The organism is Bacillus sp. 204(2023) (genome assembly GCF_037027505.1).
Lineage (GTDB): Bacteria > Bacillota > Bacilli > Bacillales > Bacillaceae > Bacillus > Bacillus subtilis.
Map to the genome: position 1 here is coordinate 594716 of NZ_JAXCHE010000001.1, position 12809 is coordinate 607524.

Consider the following 12809-nt stretch of genomic DNA (forward strand, 5'->3'; position numbering starts at 1 on the left):
CGGCGCTTTTCTTATTTGAATATAGATACAATCGCATTCCAGATAGATACGAAGAAATCAATGACTTTCTGGATGAAGTTTTTGCCCTCATCTGATTCTATAAATTTCGTAATCTTATCTTTCGCTTTATCTAGCTGGTCACTGACCTGTCCCCAGTCAATGTCAGCGTTTTTCATCTTATTGAATAGGGAGACAAGCTGATTCTTTTGGCTGTCTGTAAGCGTGACATTTAAATCAGAAGCTGCGTCGTCCACTTGTTTTTCGATGTCAGCTTTATTATCAGGCACCCCGTTTTTAGCAAACTCTTCTTTGATTTTTGCAATCAGGGCTGATGCATTTTCGTTACCGATTTTGTCTCCAAGCTCTGATGTCGTGACAAGCTCTTGGTTGGCGACCTGCTTAACATCCTCCGAGATCGCTTCGTCAGAAGAAACTTCATACGCCTTAATCAATCCAGTTAAAGCCGCAGTCCCGGATACTTCAAACGGTGCTGTAACATACACCTTCGCATCTTTCACACCGGCTGTCATCAGTGCATTCAGATACATTTCATCCGTGATGCCGCTGATATTATGGGTCTCAACATTCAATCCAGAGCCTTTTTTGGCAATGGTGATTGACGATGAAGAAATCGCTCTCGATCCGATTTGCGCGTTTGATATATATTTTCCTAAATATTCATGTTCTTCTTTATTGGTCACGGTTACCGTTGTGGCATTATCAGGGACATTCATTTCATCAAGCACTTTTTGTTTGTCGGATTCTGACAAATCAGCACCCAGTGTTACAATGACATCTCCAACTGCGGCATCCGCGAGACTGACCTTCGGAACCGTCAGCAGCAAAACGGCCGCTGCCAGCATTCCAATCCAAATTTTCTTCAAAGCAGTTTGACCTCCTTCAATTTCACAAGCAGCTGGATAGTGCTGCTTTGTGAGGACCTGAATCATGAAAAATACAGTTCCGTTAGGTTAGACGGAGATAAAGAGATTCAGGTTTCATTTTTATTTTTTAGTAAAGCTCGGGAGATTCGTTTTCCCCCGAAAGGTGTGGTATAATAGCCGCGACAAGGAGAGACAGGCTATAACCTATCATACATAATCTCCTTTGAAAATTAAAATAAAGAAAGTAGGCATACAATTGAAAACAGGTTACTTTTTATTAGAAGACGGGAACAAAATTGAATTTGAACTTTATCCTGAAGCTGCACCTGGAACTGTTGCAAACTTTGAAAAGCTTGCAAACGAAGGCTTTTATGACGGGCTTACATTCCACCGAGTGATCCCTGGCTTCGTCAGCCAAGGCGGATGCCCGCACGGAACTGGTACTGGCGGTCCGGGATACACAATCAAATGTGAAACAGAAGGAAACCCGCATACACATGAGGCGGGCGCACTTTCTATGGCACATGCCGGAAAAGACACTGGCGGCAGCCAATTTTTCATCGTTCATGAGCCACAGCCTCATTTGAACGGTGTTCACACTGTATTTGGTAAAGTAACAAGCGGATTAGAATTCGCGAAAAACATGTCTAATGGCGACGTCATGAAAGAAGTTCGTGTAGAAGGCTAATCGGCAGGCAAAAGGCTTCCTCTTAGAGAGGAAGCTTTTTTTATTGGCCAAAAATGTTCAATAAAAAACCGCCGAATGCTGATGGCGGTTGGCAAAACCAGGTGTTTAGTTAGTGACCCCCGTGTATTGAATAGATTAAAAAGTTTTGGTGACGTTTTGATCAGTAAATTGATGATTAATCATTTTAGCCTTGCTTACAAAGTTATTTTCAAAGACAATTCCTGTGTTTAAACCTCCGGAGCCAAACACAGATTTGGACAAAGTTAAAGGCCTGATCATAAAAGCGCCGCCTACGTTAATTACACTGTTCCCGGAAACGTTGTTTATATTAATAGGATAATCAATCATACTATCAAGTCTCCTTTCATATTTTCTATTTTTTATATGTATTAGTGCTAGAGTTGATTAGCGTAAACTTATCGGCAAAAATATTTAGGAGATGCCTGTTCATTGGGATTGGTATTTTGTAGTAAAATAAATCAAACAAACGTGATGTAATGAAAAGGAGATCGCGATATGGACAACAAAGGCTGTATAAAATGCGGCAGTACTGAAGCCGGACAAAAAGAAATAGCCACAACCGGTACGGGATTATCAAAGCTGTTTGACGTGCAGCATAACCGATTTCTAGTGGTTTACTGTAAGAACTGCGGATATTCAGAGTTTTATAATAAAGAGTCTTCAACTGCTGGGAATATATTGGATTTATTTTTTGGAGGCTGATCCATATTTTCGAGCTTGAATGATTTTAAACATATTATGAAAGCAAAAAACGGGGTGCGTTTATCACCTGTGAAATAGGTTGCCGCCAACATTCCAGTAACCTTTATAACGTGAATTGTTTTTTGTCAAGTGCCATGGGTATCATGGACTGAGAGATCAATGGAATGCAGTAAATGAACAAACTGTTCGTAACCTCATGCCTTATATACGATCTAAAGATTTAGCATATGAGAACTCTCTTTCTTCTGAGTCCATCTCTTCTGAATTATGCGATTCATTTCTTTCAATATTTGCAGGCTTAGTTATGATCGACAAGAAAAAAATAGGCATGATGTGGGTAGAAGATGAAGATTAACAGTTTGTAAAATCACTTCAATGGTCCTAATGGGATTTTTTTTCGATTCGTGATAACATAAATTGAAGACCGTTGTTTATTGGAGGAAATCAGTTGAAATCAGAAAATGTTTCGAAGAAAAAAACAATATTAGAATGGGCAAAAGCAATTGTGATTGCTGTCGTTCTTGCTTTGCTCATCCGCAACTTTATTTTTGCGCCGTATGTCGTTGATGGTGACTCTATGTATCCTACACTTCACAACCGTGAAAGGGTCTTTGTTAATATGACAGTCAAATACATCGGCGAGTTTGATAGAGGAGACATCGTCGTGTTAAACGGAGATGATGTTCACTATGTCAAACGTATTATCGGCCTTCCCGGCGATACGGTTGAGATGAAAAATGACCAGCTCTATATCAACGGGAAAAAGGTGGACGAACCTTATTTGGCAGCTAATAAAAAGAGAGCGAAACAGGACGGTTTTGACCATTTGACCGATGATTTCGGCCCGGTTAAAGTGCCTGATAACAAGTATTTTGTGATGGGTGACAATCGTCGGAATTCCATGGACAGCCGTAACGGACTTGGCCTCTTCACGAAAAAACAAATTGCGGGTACGTCAAAGTTTGTTTTCTACCCGTTTAACGAAATGCGCAAAACAAATTAGGATCAAGCAGTTTCCCATTGGGGCTGCTTTTTTTATATCTTTTTTACGGTCATCCCCTAAAAACAGAACATAAATTCGTATATCTATAGAAAAGAAATTTTTGCAGAAATGTGAAACATATTCCCGTTATGCATCGTTATATTAATAATTTACGAGAAGTTACGGTTTTTTATTCATGAAAAAAAGGAATAACTCATATGAATGAATAGATTCATATTGGCTGGAGGTTTAGAAATGGGAAGAATAAAAACCAAGATTACCATTCTGTTAGTGCTTTTGCTTTTACTTGCAGGCGGTTATATGTACATAAATGATGTTGAGCTGAAGGATGTTCCGACAGCAATTGGACAAACCTTGTCCTCGGAAGAAGAGGAATACTCCATCCAGGAATATAAAGTGACGAAAATTGACGGCTCAGAGTATCATGGAGTAGCAGAAAACGGAACGAAAATCATCTTCAACGGAAAAAAATTAAATCAGGATTTATCTGATATAAAAGAAGGTGACAAGATTAAGGCTTACTTCAGCAAATCAAAGCGGATCGACGGATTAATCAAGGTTGCAAAAGTGAATGATTAACAAAACATCACCTTTCGGATCGAAGGGTGATGTTTTGTTTTTCTCAAATTGTAAGTTTATTTCATTGCGTACTTTAAAAAGGATCGCTATAATAGCCAATAAGGACAAATGAATAAAGATTGTATCCTTCGGGGCAGGGTGGAAATCCCGACCGGCGGTAGTAAAGCACATTGCTTTAGAGCCCGTGACCCGTGTGCATAAGCACGCGGTGGATTCAGTTTAAGCTGAAGCCGACAGTGAAAGTCTGGATGGGAGAAGGATGATGAACCGCTATGCAAATGGTTCAAAAATGCATAGTGTTATTTCCTATTGCGTAAAATACCTAAAGCCCTGAATTTTTTATAAATTCGGGGCTTTTTTGACGGTAAATAACAAAAGAGGGGAGGGAAACAAATGGAAGAGTATTATATGAAGCTGGCGTTAGATCTTGCGAAGCAGGGCGAAGGACAGACCGAATCCAATCCGCTCGTCGGCGCTGTTGTCGTAAAGGACGGACAAATTGTCGGAATGGGCGCCCATTTAAAATATGGTGAAGCTCATGCAGAAGTTCATGCCATCCATATGGCTGGAGCACATGTAGAGGGTGCCGATATTTACGTTACACTCGAACCGTGCAGCCATTACGGAAAAACACCGCCATGTGCAGAATTGATTATCAACTCTGGCATCAAAAGAGTGTTCGTGGCGATGAGAGATCCTAATCCGCTTGTGGCTGGAAGAGGGATCAGCATGATGAAAGAAGCCGGCATTGAGGTAAGGGAAGGCATCCTGGCAGACCAGGCGGAGAGGCTGAATGAAAAATTTCTGCACTTTATGAGGACAGGCCTTCCGTACGTCACGCTAAAAGCGGCTGCCAGCCTTGACGGCAAGATAGCTACCAGCAAGGGTGACAGCAAATGGATCACGTCAGAGGCTGCAAGACAGGATGCTCAGCAATACAGGAAAACACACCAAAGCATTTTAGTCGGAGTTGGCACAGTGAAAGCCGACAATCCGAGCTTAACCTGCAGACTGCCGAATGTAACAAAACAGCCGGTTCGGGTCATACTTGATACCGTACTCTCGATTCCTGAGGACGCTAAAGTGATTTGCGATCAAATAGCGCCGACATGGATTTTTACGACGGCACGCGCAGACGAGGAAAAGAAAAAACGGCTTTCAGCTTTCGGAGTGAACATATTTACACTTGAAACCGAGCGCATTCAAATTCCCGATGTTTTGAAGATCCTAGCGGAAGAAGGCATCATGTCGGTGTATGTGGAAGGCGGTTCAGCTGTTCACGGAAACTTTGTCAAAGAAGGCTGTTTTCAAGAAATCATCTTCTATTTTGCCCCTAAACTAATCGGAGGAACGCATGCTCCCAGCTTAATCTCCGGTGAAGGTTTTCAATCAATGAAAGATGTCCCCTTATTACAATTCACTGATATAACCCAAATCGGCCGTGATATCAAACTGACGGCAAAACCGACAAAGGAATAGGATGGTGACCATGTTTACAGGAATTATCGAAGAAACAGGCACAATCGAATCCATGAAAAAAGCAGGGCATTCAATGGCCTTAACAATTAAATGCTCAAAGATTTTAGAGGATGTTCATCTTGGCGACAGCATTGCAGTGAACGGCATTTGTCTGACTGTCACTGATTTTACAAAAAATCAATTCACAGTGGATGTTATGCCTGAAACAGTCAAAGCTACGTCACTGAATGATTTAACAAAAGGAAGCAAAGTAAATCTGGAAAGAGCAATGGCGGCAAACGGCCGTTTCGGAGGCCATTTCGTCTCAGGCCATGTCGACGGAACTGCGGAAATCACACGAATTGAAGAGAAAAGCAACGCAGTTTACTATGATTTAAAAATGGACCCGTCATTAACAAAAACATTGGTTTTAAAGGGATCAATTACTGTGGATGGCGTGAGCTTAACCATATTCGGCCTGACAGAAGACACAGTGACGATCTCCTTAATACCGCATACAATCAGCGAAACGATCTTTTCAGAAAAAACGATCGGCTCTAAAGTGAATATCGAATGCGATATGATCGGAAAATATATGTATCGATTTTTGCATAAAGCCAATGAAAATAAGACCCAACAAACCATTACAAAAGCCTTCTTAAGCGAAAACGGCTTTTAGAGAGGAAGATTTGCATGTTTCATCCGATAGAAGAAGCACTGGACGCTTTAAAAAAAGGCGAAGTCATCATCGTTGTAGATGATGAAGACAGAGAAAATGAAGGAGACTTTGTGGCTCTTGCCGAGCATGCAACGCCGGAAGTCATTAACTTTATGGCGACACATGGGAGAGGACTGATCTGCACGCCGCTCAGTGAGGAAATCGCAGACAGGCTTGATCTTCACCCTATGGTTGAGCATAATACAGATTCTCACCACACTGCATTTACCGTAAGCATAGACCATCGTGAAACGAAAACAGGTATCAGCGCTCAAGAAAGATCTTTTACCGTTCAAGCATTGCTGGACAGCACATCCGTGCCATCTGATTTTCAGCGTCCGGGGCACATTTTTCCGCTAATTGCGAAAAAAGGAGGTGTCCTGAAAAGAGCGGGCCATACAGAAGCTGCTGTTGATCTTGCTGAAGCCTGCGGATCTCCAGGAGCCGGCGTCATTTGTGAAATTATGAATGAAGACGGAACGATGGCGAGAGTGCCTGAGCTCATTGAAATTGCGAAAAAGCATCAATTAAAAATGATCACCATTAAGGATTTGATTCAATACCGTTACAATCTGACAACACTTGTCGAGCGTGAAGTTGACATTACGCTGCCTACTGATTTTGGGACATTTAAGGTTTATGGATACACAAATGAGGTAGATGGAAAAGAGCATGTCGCATTTGTGATGGGAGAGGTGCCGTTCGGAGAAGAACCGGTATTGGTCCGGGTGCATTCAGAATGTCTCACAGGTGACGTATTTGGGTCTCATCGCTGTGACTGCGGACCGCAGCTGCACGCCGCGCTGAACCAAATTGCTGCAGAAGGCCGTGGAGTGCTCCTGTACTTGCGCCAAGAAGGACGAGGCATCGGTTTAATCAATAAATTAAAAGCTTATAAGCTTCAGGAACAAGGTTATGACACCGTAGAAGCCAATGAGGCGCTTGGATTCTTGCCGGATCTTCGCAACTATGGCATCGGAGCACAAATTTTACGCGACCTCGGTGTCCGGCATATGAAGCTTTTGACGAATAATCCGCGAAAAATCGCAGGCCTTGAAGGCTACGGACTCAGTATTTCAGAAAGAGTGCCGCTTCAAATGGAGGCGAAAGAACACAATAAAAAATATTTGCAAACCAAAATGAACAAGCTAGGTCATTTACTTCATTTCTAATCACAAATATCACAAAAAAGGATGGGAATCATATGAATATCATACAAGGAAATTTAGTTGGTACAGGTCTTAAAATCGGAATCGTAGTAGGAAGATTTAATGATTTTATTACGAGCAAGCTGCTGAGCGGAGCAGAAGATGCGCTGCTCAGACATGGCGTAGACACAAATGACATTGATGTGGCTTGGGTTCCAGGCGCATTTGAAATACCGTTTGCTGCGAAAAAAATGGCGGAAACAAAAAAATATGATGCTATTATCACATTGGGCACTGTCATCAGAGGCGCTACGACACATTACGATTATGTCTGCAATGAAGCTGCAAAAGGCATCGCGCAAGCAGCAAACACTACTGGTGTACCTGTCATCTTTGGAATTGTAACAACTGAAAACATCGAACAGGCCATCGAGCGTGCGGGAACAAAAGCGGGCAACAAAGGTGTAGATTGTGCTGTTTCTGCCATTGAAATGGCAAATTTAAACCGCTCATTTGAATAATTTGCTGAAAACAGTTTAAAAATATGGCGAAAATGATATAATGTGAGAAAACGGATCACCTATTCGTATCCGTTAATAGCAGACTGGACATTTTGGATATAGAGGGGTTTTTATGTTAATTCGTTATAAAAAATCGTTTGAAAAGATTGCGATGGGGCTTCTTTCGTTTATGCCGAATGAAAAAGACCTTAAGCAGCTTCAGCAGACAATTAAGGACTACGAAACGGATACAGACCGCCAGCTCTTTCTTTGGAAAGAGGACGAGGATATCGTCGGAGCAATCGGAGTCGAAAAAAAGGATTCTGAGGTTGAGATCCGGCATATCAGTGTGAATCCTTCTCATCGCCATCAAGGAATCGGAAAACAGATGATGGATGCTTTAAAGCATTTATTCAAAACGCAAGTACTGGTTCCAAATGAATTAACGCAGAGCTTTTTCGAACGTTGTCAAGGTCATCAGGATCAAGACATTTCATACAATAATTAAGCAGAGGCTGTCATCAGTCTCTGCTTTTTTTTCTGCGTTCTATTTCTTTTTCACGTTCACGGATGACGTCAGTCCGATCCCGCAAACGGTGTTTGTCGATAAGAAATATGTTCCTGAGTGCACTGGGCTGCCCCCATGTATACTTTTTTTTCCTGCATTCGATCCTGCATGCTTCCTCCAGTTTCTCATCTTTGATTGGCAGCATAATGCTTTTATAGGCAGAGCCCATTTCGATTTGTTCGTAAACCGATTGCATAAGTTCGAGCAAACGGCCATGATCAAGCCCTAAGTCTTCGACTGCCCGGTGTTCTGCTTGAAGAATCCGGATGCTGTTCGCCATCAGTCTTTTTGCCCCGGCTGTATTCTGCCTTCTGTGATGATATAAAGCCACTGCAAGCTGAATAAAGCCGACCCAATAGCGTTTTCGTTTCTTTGGCGGATCTTCCTTCCAATATTCTTCTAATATTTCATGGCATTCAAAATAATCCCGTGTCGCGTGAAACTCAACGAGATAATCTATATAAGCTTTCGGATACAAGGTGTTTCCTCCTTTAATGTGCTTTTAGTGTACCATAGAAGGGATAAAAGGAAAAAAGAACGCTCGGCCTCTATTACTTCTTAGAAAGGAAAAGCAGAAGCTAAGGCTTTTTCTCCCGCTTCTGCGCTCCGAGCAAACACCTCTCGTGTTTTGAATATTCTGTACAAACTTGTTCAAAACAGGAAATGAAATAGTATTGGACGAGAGCTTTTTGGTGGCTTATACTATAGGGTAGCCAGTTTTTCCGGCAATGAGAGTGATACTTGAAAATGGTGAGATGATGGAAGAATATCAAGTGAAAATTGATACGTTTGAGGGCCCATTGGACCTGCTGCTTCATTTAATCAATCGTCTTGAAATTGACATATATGATATACCTGTGGCGAAGATCACTGAACAATATTTATTATATGTACATACGATGCGTGTGCTTGAGCTCGATATGGCCAGCGAGTATTTGGTTATGGCTGCCACGCTGCTCAGCATTAAAAGCAGAATGCTGCTCCCGAAGCAAGAGGAGGAGCTTTTTGAAGATGAATTACTTGAAGAAGAAGATCCGCGGGAGGAACTGATTGAAAAGTTGATTGAGTATCGAAAATATAAAGATGCGGCGAAGGATTTAAAAGAACGGGAAGAAGAAAGACAAAAATCGTTCACGAAACCGCCGAGTGATTTGAGTGAATATGCAAAAGAAGTAAAACAGTCTGAGCAAAAGCTCTCTGTCACGGTCTATGATATGATCGGAGCTTTTCAAAAAGTGCTGAAACGCAAAAAAATAAACAGGCCGATGGAAACAACAATTACAAGACAGGACATACCAATCGAAGCCAGAATGAACGAAATCGTGCACAGCTTGAAATCTAGAGGTACGAGAATCAACTTTATGGATCTGTTTCCATATGAGCAAAAAGAACATTTAGTAGTGACCTTTCTAGCTGTTCTCGAGCTGATGAAAAATCAGCTGGTCCTCATTGAACAGGAGCACAATTTTTCAGATATTTACATTACGGGGAGTGAATCCATTCATGGGGCTTGATATCGTGAATTGGAAAGCTATTGTGGAAGCCCTTCTTTATGCGGCAGGCGATGAAGGGCTTACAAAAAAGCAGCTGTTAACAGTGCTTGAAATCGAAGAGCCTGAACTGAACACGATCATGGCGGATGTGGCGGACGAATACCGCGAAGATACACGAGGGATTGAACTTATTGAGTATGCAGATACGTACATGCTCTCTACCAAAAAAGACTTTGCGCCTTACTTGAAAAAACTGATTGAAGTGCCGTCAAAGGGCCTTTCTCAAGCATCTTTAGAAGTACTGGCCATTGTTTCATACAAACAGCCAATTACGAGAGCAGAAATTGAAGAAATCAGAGGAGTAAAATCAGAGCGGATTTTACACAGTCTTGTCGCGAAGGCGCTATTGTGTGAAGTAGGGCGTGCCGATGGTCCGGGGCGGGCCATTTTATACGGTACTACGCCGACTTTTCTTGAACAATTCGGTCTGAAAACGCTGGACGAGCTTCCGCCGCTGCCTGAAAATGCGGAAGAAGACGTTCTTCAAGAAGAAGCAGATTTATTTTTTGAAAACTTTAACCAAACCTTCGAAGATATAAAATAGAAGTTTAATGAATCGCGCTTTTTCATCATCATAAGATATAAGGAAGAAGCTATCATGAAAGAAGCAAAATGTGAGAGACAAAGACATGAGGGGAAGATACCAAACGAAATGGGACATTCGATTGTGCGAGCGCAGACTCAAAAAACAGGCGAATTCTTATCAATGGTTGTCAATACCGTGAACGATTACCTAAATCAAACGACGCTTGAGTCCTTACAGGCTGAATTGCCTATTGAAAAAGGATACTGCTGTGATGTGCTGAGCACTCTGAGAAGAATGGCAGTATTTTGTGAAGGAGGCGCAGAAGCGTGCCGCCGTCTCCTGATGCAGGAGCCTTTTCAGGAAGCCAGAGCGGAAAAAACACTTTATAATGTGTATCACCAATGCATTGAAGAGTTCTTTATGCCGAAAAAAGACACGTGGTGTGAAAATAGCCGGGCGTCTTATACCGGGGTCAGCGCAATTGAGTTTTATCATGCTGTTCCTGCGTCGCTTGAGCAATTATTATTGCCGTTGAGCGCGGCCTTTCTGAAGATGAGGGAAGAGCTGGCTCATTACGAAGCGTCCGGATCAAGCATGGCGCCAATCAGATAACGTTTACTCTCCCTTTTTCAGGGAGAGTTTTTTTATGTTTGCTTTCAGAAATATAATTGTTATTCATAACTGATGGACATGCGCATAAACTTGTACAAACCACCACAAGGACGTGAGCAAACATGCGCATTTTCAAAAAAGCAGTATTCGTGATCATGATTTCTTTTCTTATTGCAACCGTAAATGTGAATACAGCACATGCTGCTATAGATGTCAGTGCAAAAAGCGCGATCATTATTGACGGTGCGTCAGGCAGAGTGTTATATGCCAAGGATGAGCATCAAAAAAGGCGGATCGCGAGCATCACAAAAATTATGACCGCCGTCCTCGCCATCGAATCCGGCAAAATGGATCAAACGGTGACGGTTTCGGCAAATGCTGTCAGAACAGAAGGCTCCGCCATTTATTTAACAGAAGGTCAAAAAGTGAAGCTAAAAGATCTTGTGTATGGCCTGATGCTAAGATCAGGAAACGACGCCGCTGTCGCGATTGCTGAGCATGTCGGTGGGAGCCTCGATGGGTTTGTTTATATGATGAATCAAAAAGCCGAGCAGCTTGGTATGAAAAACACCCGTTTTCAAAACCCGCACGGATTGGACGACCATGAAAATCATTATTCAACAGCCTATGACATGGCCATTTTAACTAAGTATGCTATGAAGCTGAAAGACTATCAAAAGATTTCAGGCACAAAAATATACAAAGCGGAAACGATGGAAAGCGTATGGAAAAACAAAAATAAACTGCTGACCATGCTATATCCGTACAGCACAGGAGGAAAAACAGGCTATACAAAACTTGCAAAACGGACACTGGTCTCTACGGCTTCAAAGGACGGCATTGACCTGATAGCCGTCACCATTAATGACCCTAATGATTGGGATGACCATATGAAGATGTTTAACTATGTGTTTGAGCATTATCAAACCTATTTAATTGCAAAAAAAGGGGATATTCCAAAGCTGAAAGGCACATTTTATGAATCGAAGGCTTTTATCAAACGTGATATCACCTATTTGCTGACTGAAGAGGAAAAAGAAGATGTGAAAATTAATACCACACTGCTCAAGCCGAAAAAAGCATGGGAAAAAGATGCCTCGAAAATCCCTGACATCGTAGGGCACATGGAGATCATGTTCAACGATGCAACCATCGCAAAAGTGCCGATCTATTATGAAAATGGGCGGCATCAAAAACCGAAGAAACAATTTTTTGAAACGTTTAAATCAATCTTTCTGAATGCGGCAGGCGGAGCAAAATGGTCAATATAATTTGGGTCAGTTTAACCGTGATCGGACTCGTTTTTGCGATGTGCAACGGAACTCTGCAAGATGTAAATGAAGCCGTGTTTAAGGGTGCGAAAGAAGCGATTACGATTTCATTTGGATTAATGAGCGTGCTTGTTTTCTGGCTTGGCTTAATGAAAATCGCCGAGCAGTCAGGGCTTTTGGATATTTTCAGCCGGATGTGCAGGCCTTTTATATCTAAACTGTTCCCTGATATACCGCCGGATCACCCGGCGATGGGCTATATTTTATCTAATCTTATGGCGAATTTCTTCGGCCTCGGAAATGCAGCAACTCCGCTTGGCATTAAAGCAATGGAACAAATGAAAAAGCTGAATGGAAACCGATCGGAAGCAAGCCGGTCAATGATCACTTTTTTAGCTGTTAATACGTCCTGCATCACACTCATCCCGACAACGGTGATCGCTGTCCGAATGGCTTATTCCTCCAAAACGCCGACAGATATCGTCGGGCCAAGCATTTTGGCAACGCTTATTTCCGGAATCGGTGCCATTATCATTGATCGGTATTTTTATTACCGCCGCAAAAAGAAGGGAAGGTGA

At 42.1% G+C, this 12809-nt stretch carries 17 protein-coding genes, 1 pseudogene and 1 riboswitch; of the genes and pseudogenes, 14 read left to right on the forward strand and 4 right to left on the reverse strand.

Annotation, left to right across the window (positions count from 1 at the left end; all coding sequences use genetic code 11):
- Positions 1 to 11: 11 nt before the first annotated feature.
- A complete protein-coding gene (locus tag WA279_RS03260) occupies positions 12 to 884 on the reverse strand; it encodes a DUF1002 domain-containing protein (protein WP_021479957.1) in 873 nt (290 codons plus the stop codon).
- Positions 885 to 1140: 256 nt separating this feature from the next.
- On the opposite strand from WA279_RS03260, the gene WA279_RS03265 reads away from it, so the two are divergent.
- Entirely contained in the window at positions 1141 to 1572 is a 432-nt protein-coding gene (locus WA279_RS03265; protein WP_003223931.1) for a peptidylprolyl isomerase, read from the forward strand.
- A gap of 135 nt (positions 1573 to 1707) precedes the next feature.
- On the opposite strand, the gene WA279_RS03270 is transcribed toward WA279_RS03265, so the two are convergent.
- The gene (locus WA279_RS03270) at positions 1708 to 1920 is read right to left on the reverse strand and encodes a spore germination protein (protein WP_003230479.1); all 213 of its coding nucleotides are present in this window, start codon (positions 1918 to 1920) and stop codon (positions 1708 to 1710) included.
- Between the two features lie 168 nt (positions 1921 to 2088).
- On the opposite strand from WA279_RS03270, the gene WA279_RS03275 reads away from it, so the two are divergent.
- Positions 2089 to 2295, forward strand: a complete 207-nt coding sequence (locus WA279_RS03275; RefSeq protein WP_003230483.1) for a zinc ribbon domain-containing protein — start codon at positions 2089 to 2091, stop codon at positions 2293 to 2295.
- On the opposite strand, the pseudogene WA279_RS03280 reads toward WA279_RS03275, so the two are convergent.
- Positions 2238 to 2476, reverse strand: a pseudogene (locus tag WA279_RS03280) (hypothetical protein). The gene WA279_RS03275 and the pseudogene WA279_RS03280 sit on opposite strands and share 58 nt — an antisense overlap.
- Before the next feature lie 267 nt (positions 2477 to 2743).
- On the opposite strand from WA279_RS03280, the gene sipS reads away from it, so the two are divergent.
- From sipS to ribT, 7 genes are all read left to right on the forward strand, one after another.
- The gene (gene sipS / locus WA279_RS03285) at positions 2744 to 3298 is read left to right on the forward strand and encodes a signal peptidase I sipS (RefSeq protein ID WP_015483398.1); all 555 of its coding nucleotides are present in this window, start codon (positions 2744 to 2746) and stop codon (positions 3296 to 3298) included.
- A gap of 234 nt (positions 3299 to 3532) precedes the next feature.
- Positions 3533 to 3877 (forward strand): hypothetical protein, encoded by a 345-nt coding sequence (locus tag WA279_RS03290; RefSeq protein WP_336154255.1) that lies wholly within the window; start codon positions 3533 to 3535, stop codon positions 3875 to 3877.
- Between the two features lie 120 nt (positions 3878 to 3997).
- Positions 3998 to 4141: riboswitch (FMN riboswitch) on the forward strand.
- Positions 4142 to 4270: 129 nt separating this feature from the next.
- Positions 4271 to 5356, forward strand: coding sequence for a bifunctional diaminohydroxyphosphoribosylaminopyrimidine deaminase/5-amino-6-(5-phosphoribosylamino)uracil reductase RibD (ribD, locus tag WA279_RS03295; RefSeq protein WP_336154256.1), 1086 nt, complete (start codon positions 4271 to 4273; stop codon positions 5354 to 5356).
- A 10-nt stretch (positions 5357 to 5366) separates the two neighbouring features.
- Entirely contained in the window at positions 5367 to 6014 is a 648-nt protein-coding gene (gene ribE / locus WA279_RS03300) for a riboflavin synthase subunit alpha (protein ID WP_014480161.1), read from the forward strand.
- A gap of 14 nt (positions 6015 to 6028) precedes the next feature.
- The gene (locus WA279_RS03305) at positions 6029 to 7225 is read left to right on the forward strand and encodes a bifunctional 3,4-dihydroxy-2-butanone-4-phosphate synthase/GTP cyclohydrolase II (protein WP_336154257.1); all 1197 of its coding nucleotides are present in this window, start codon (positions 6029 to 6031) and stop codon (positions 7223 to 7225) included.
- 32 nt (positions 7226 to 7257) lie between these two features.
- Positions 7258 to 7722 (forward strand): 6,7-dimethyl-8-ribityllumazine synthase, encoded by a 465-nt coding sequence (gene ribH, locus WA279_RS03310; RefSeq protein WP_003223915.1) that lies wholly within the window; start codon positions 7258 to 7260, stop codon positions 7720 to 7722.
- A gap of 112 nt (positions 7723 to 7834) precedes the next feature.
- Entirely contained in the window at positions 7835 to 8209 is a 375-nt protein-coding gene (gene ribT, locus WA279_RS03315) for a GNAT family N-acetyltransferase RibT (protein ID WP_335388641.1), read from the forward strand.
- 13 nt (positions 8210 to 8222) lie between these two features.
- Here the strand turns inward: ribT and WA279_RS03320 are convergent, their stop codons facing one another.
- Positions 8223 to 8747, reverse strand: a complete 525-nt coding sequence (locus tag WA279_RS03320) for a DUF309 domain-containing protein (RefSeq protein WP_336154259.1) — start codon at positions 8745 to 8747, stop codon at positions 8223 to 8225.
- Between the two features lie 280 nt (positions 8748 to 9027).
- Here WA279_RS03320 and scpA point away from each other — a divergent pair, with 280 nt between their 5' ends.
- The 5 genes from scpA (at position 9028) to spmA (ending at position 12809) form a co-directional block, all read left to right on the forward strand.
- Entirely contained in the window at positions 9028 to 9783 is a 756-nt protein-coding gene (gene scpA, locus WA279_RS03325) for a segregation/condensation protein A (RefSeq protein WP_014477220.1), read from the forward strand.
- Positions 9773 to 10366, forward strand: coding sequence for an SMC-Scp complex subunit ScpB (scpB, locus tag WA279_RS03330; protein WP_014480158.1), 594 nt, complete (start codon positions 9773 to 9775; stop codon positions 10364 to 10366). Before scpA ends, scpB begins: the two co-directional genes overlap by 11 nt.
- 54 nt (positions 10367 to 10420) lie before the next feature.
- Positions 10421 to 10960 (forward strand): YpuI family protein, encoded by a 540-nt coding sequence (locus tag WA279_RS03335; RefSeq protein ID WP_014477219.1) that lies wholly within the window; start codon positions 10421 to 10423, stop codon positions 10958 to 10960.
- A 122-nt stretch (positions 10961 to 11082) separates the two neighbouring features.
- Positions 11083 to 12231 (forward strand): D-alanyl-D-alanine carboxypeptidase DacB, encoded by a 1149-nt coding sequence (gene dacB / locus WA279_RS03340; RefSeq protein ID WP_336154263.1) that lies wholly within the window; start codon positions 11083 to 11085, stop codon positions 12229 to 12231.
- Positions 12219 to 12809: a spore maturation protein SpmA gene (spmA, locus tag WA279_RS03345; RefSeq protein ID WP_004398980.1), complete on the forward strand. Its 591-nt coding sequence runs from the start codon at positions 12219 to 12221 to the stop codon at positions 12807 to 12809. The genes dacB and spmA overlap by 13 nt, the downstream gene beginning before the upstream one ends.

Bases quoted from the DNA above. Each gene is read 5' to 3' on its own strand.
- WA279_RS03270 (WP_003230479.1), bottom strand. From the start codon at position 1,920: ATGATTGATTATCCTATTAATATAAACAACGTTTCCGGGAACAGTGTA.
- ribD (WP_336154256.1), top strand. From the start codon at position 4,271: ATGGAAGAGTATTATATGAAGCTGGCGTTAGATCTTGCGAAGCAGGGC.
- ribH (WP_003223915.1), top strand. From the start codon at position 7,258: ATGAATATCATACAAGGAAATTTAGTTGGTACAGGTCTTAAAATCGGA.
- dacB (WP_336154263.1), top strand. From the start codon at position 11,083: ATGCGCATTTTCAAAAAAGCAGTATTCGTGATCATGATTTCTTTTCTT.
- scpB (WP_014480158.1), top strand. From the start codon at position 9,773: ATGGGGCTTGATATCGTGAATTGGAAAGCTATTGTGGAAGCCCTTCTT.
- scpA (WP_014477220.1), top strand. From the start codon at position 9,028: ATGGAAGAATATCAAGTGAAAATTGATACGTTTGAGGGCCCATTGGAC.
- spmA (WP_004398980.1), top strand. From the start codon at position 12,219: ATGGTCAATATAATTTGGGTCAGTTTAACCGTGATCGGACTCGTTTTT.
- WA279_RS03305 (WP_336154257.1), top strand. From the start codon at position 6,029: ATGTTTCATCCGATAGAAGAAGCACTGGACGCTTTAAAAAAAGGCGAA.
- WA279_RS03335 (WP_014477219.1), top strand. From the start codon at position 10,421: ATGAAAGAAGCAAAATGTGAGAGACAAAGACATGAGGGGAAGATACCA.
- ribT (WP_335388641.1), top strand. From the start codon at position 7,835: ATGTTAATTCGTTATAAAAAATCGTTTGAAAAGATTGCGATGGGGCTT.
- ribE (WP_014480161.1), top strand. From the start codon at position 5,367: ATGTTTACAGGAATTATCGAAGAAACAGGCACAATCGAATCCATGAAA.
- WA279_RS03275 (WP_003230483.1), top strand. From the start codon at position 2,089: ATGGACAACAAAGGCTGTATAAAATGCGGCAGTACTGAAGCCGGACAA.
- WA279_RS03290 (WP_336154255.1), top strand. From the start codon at position 3,533: ATGGGAAGAATAAAAACCAAGATTACCATTCTGTTAGTGCTTTTGCTT.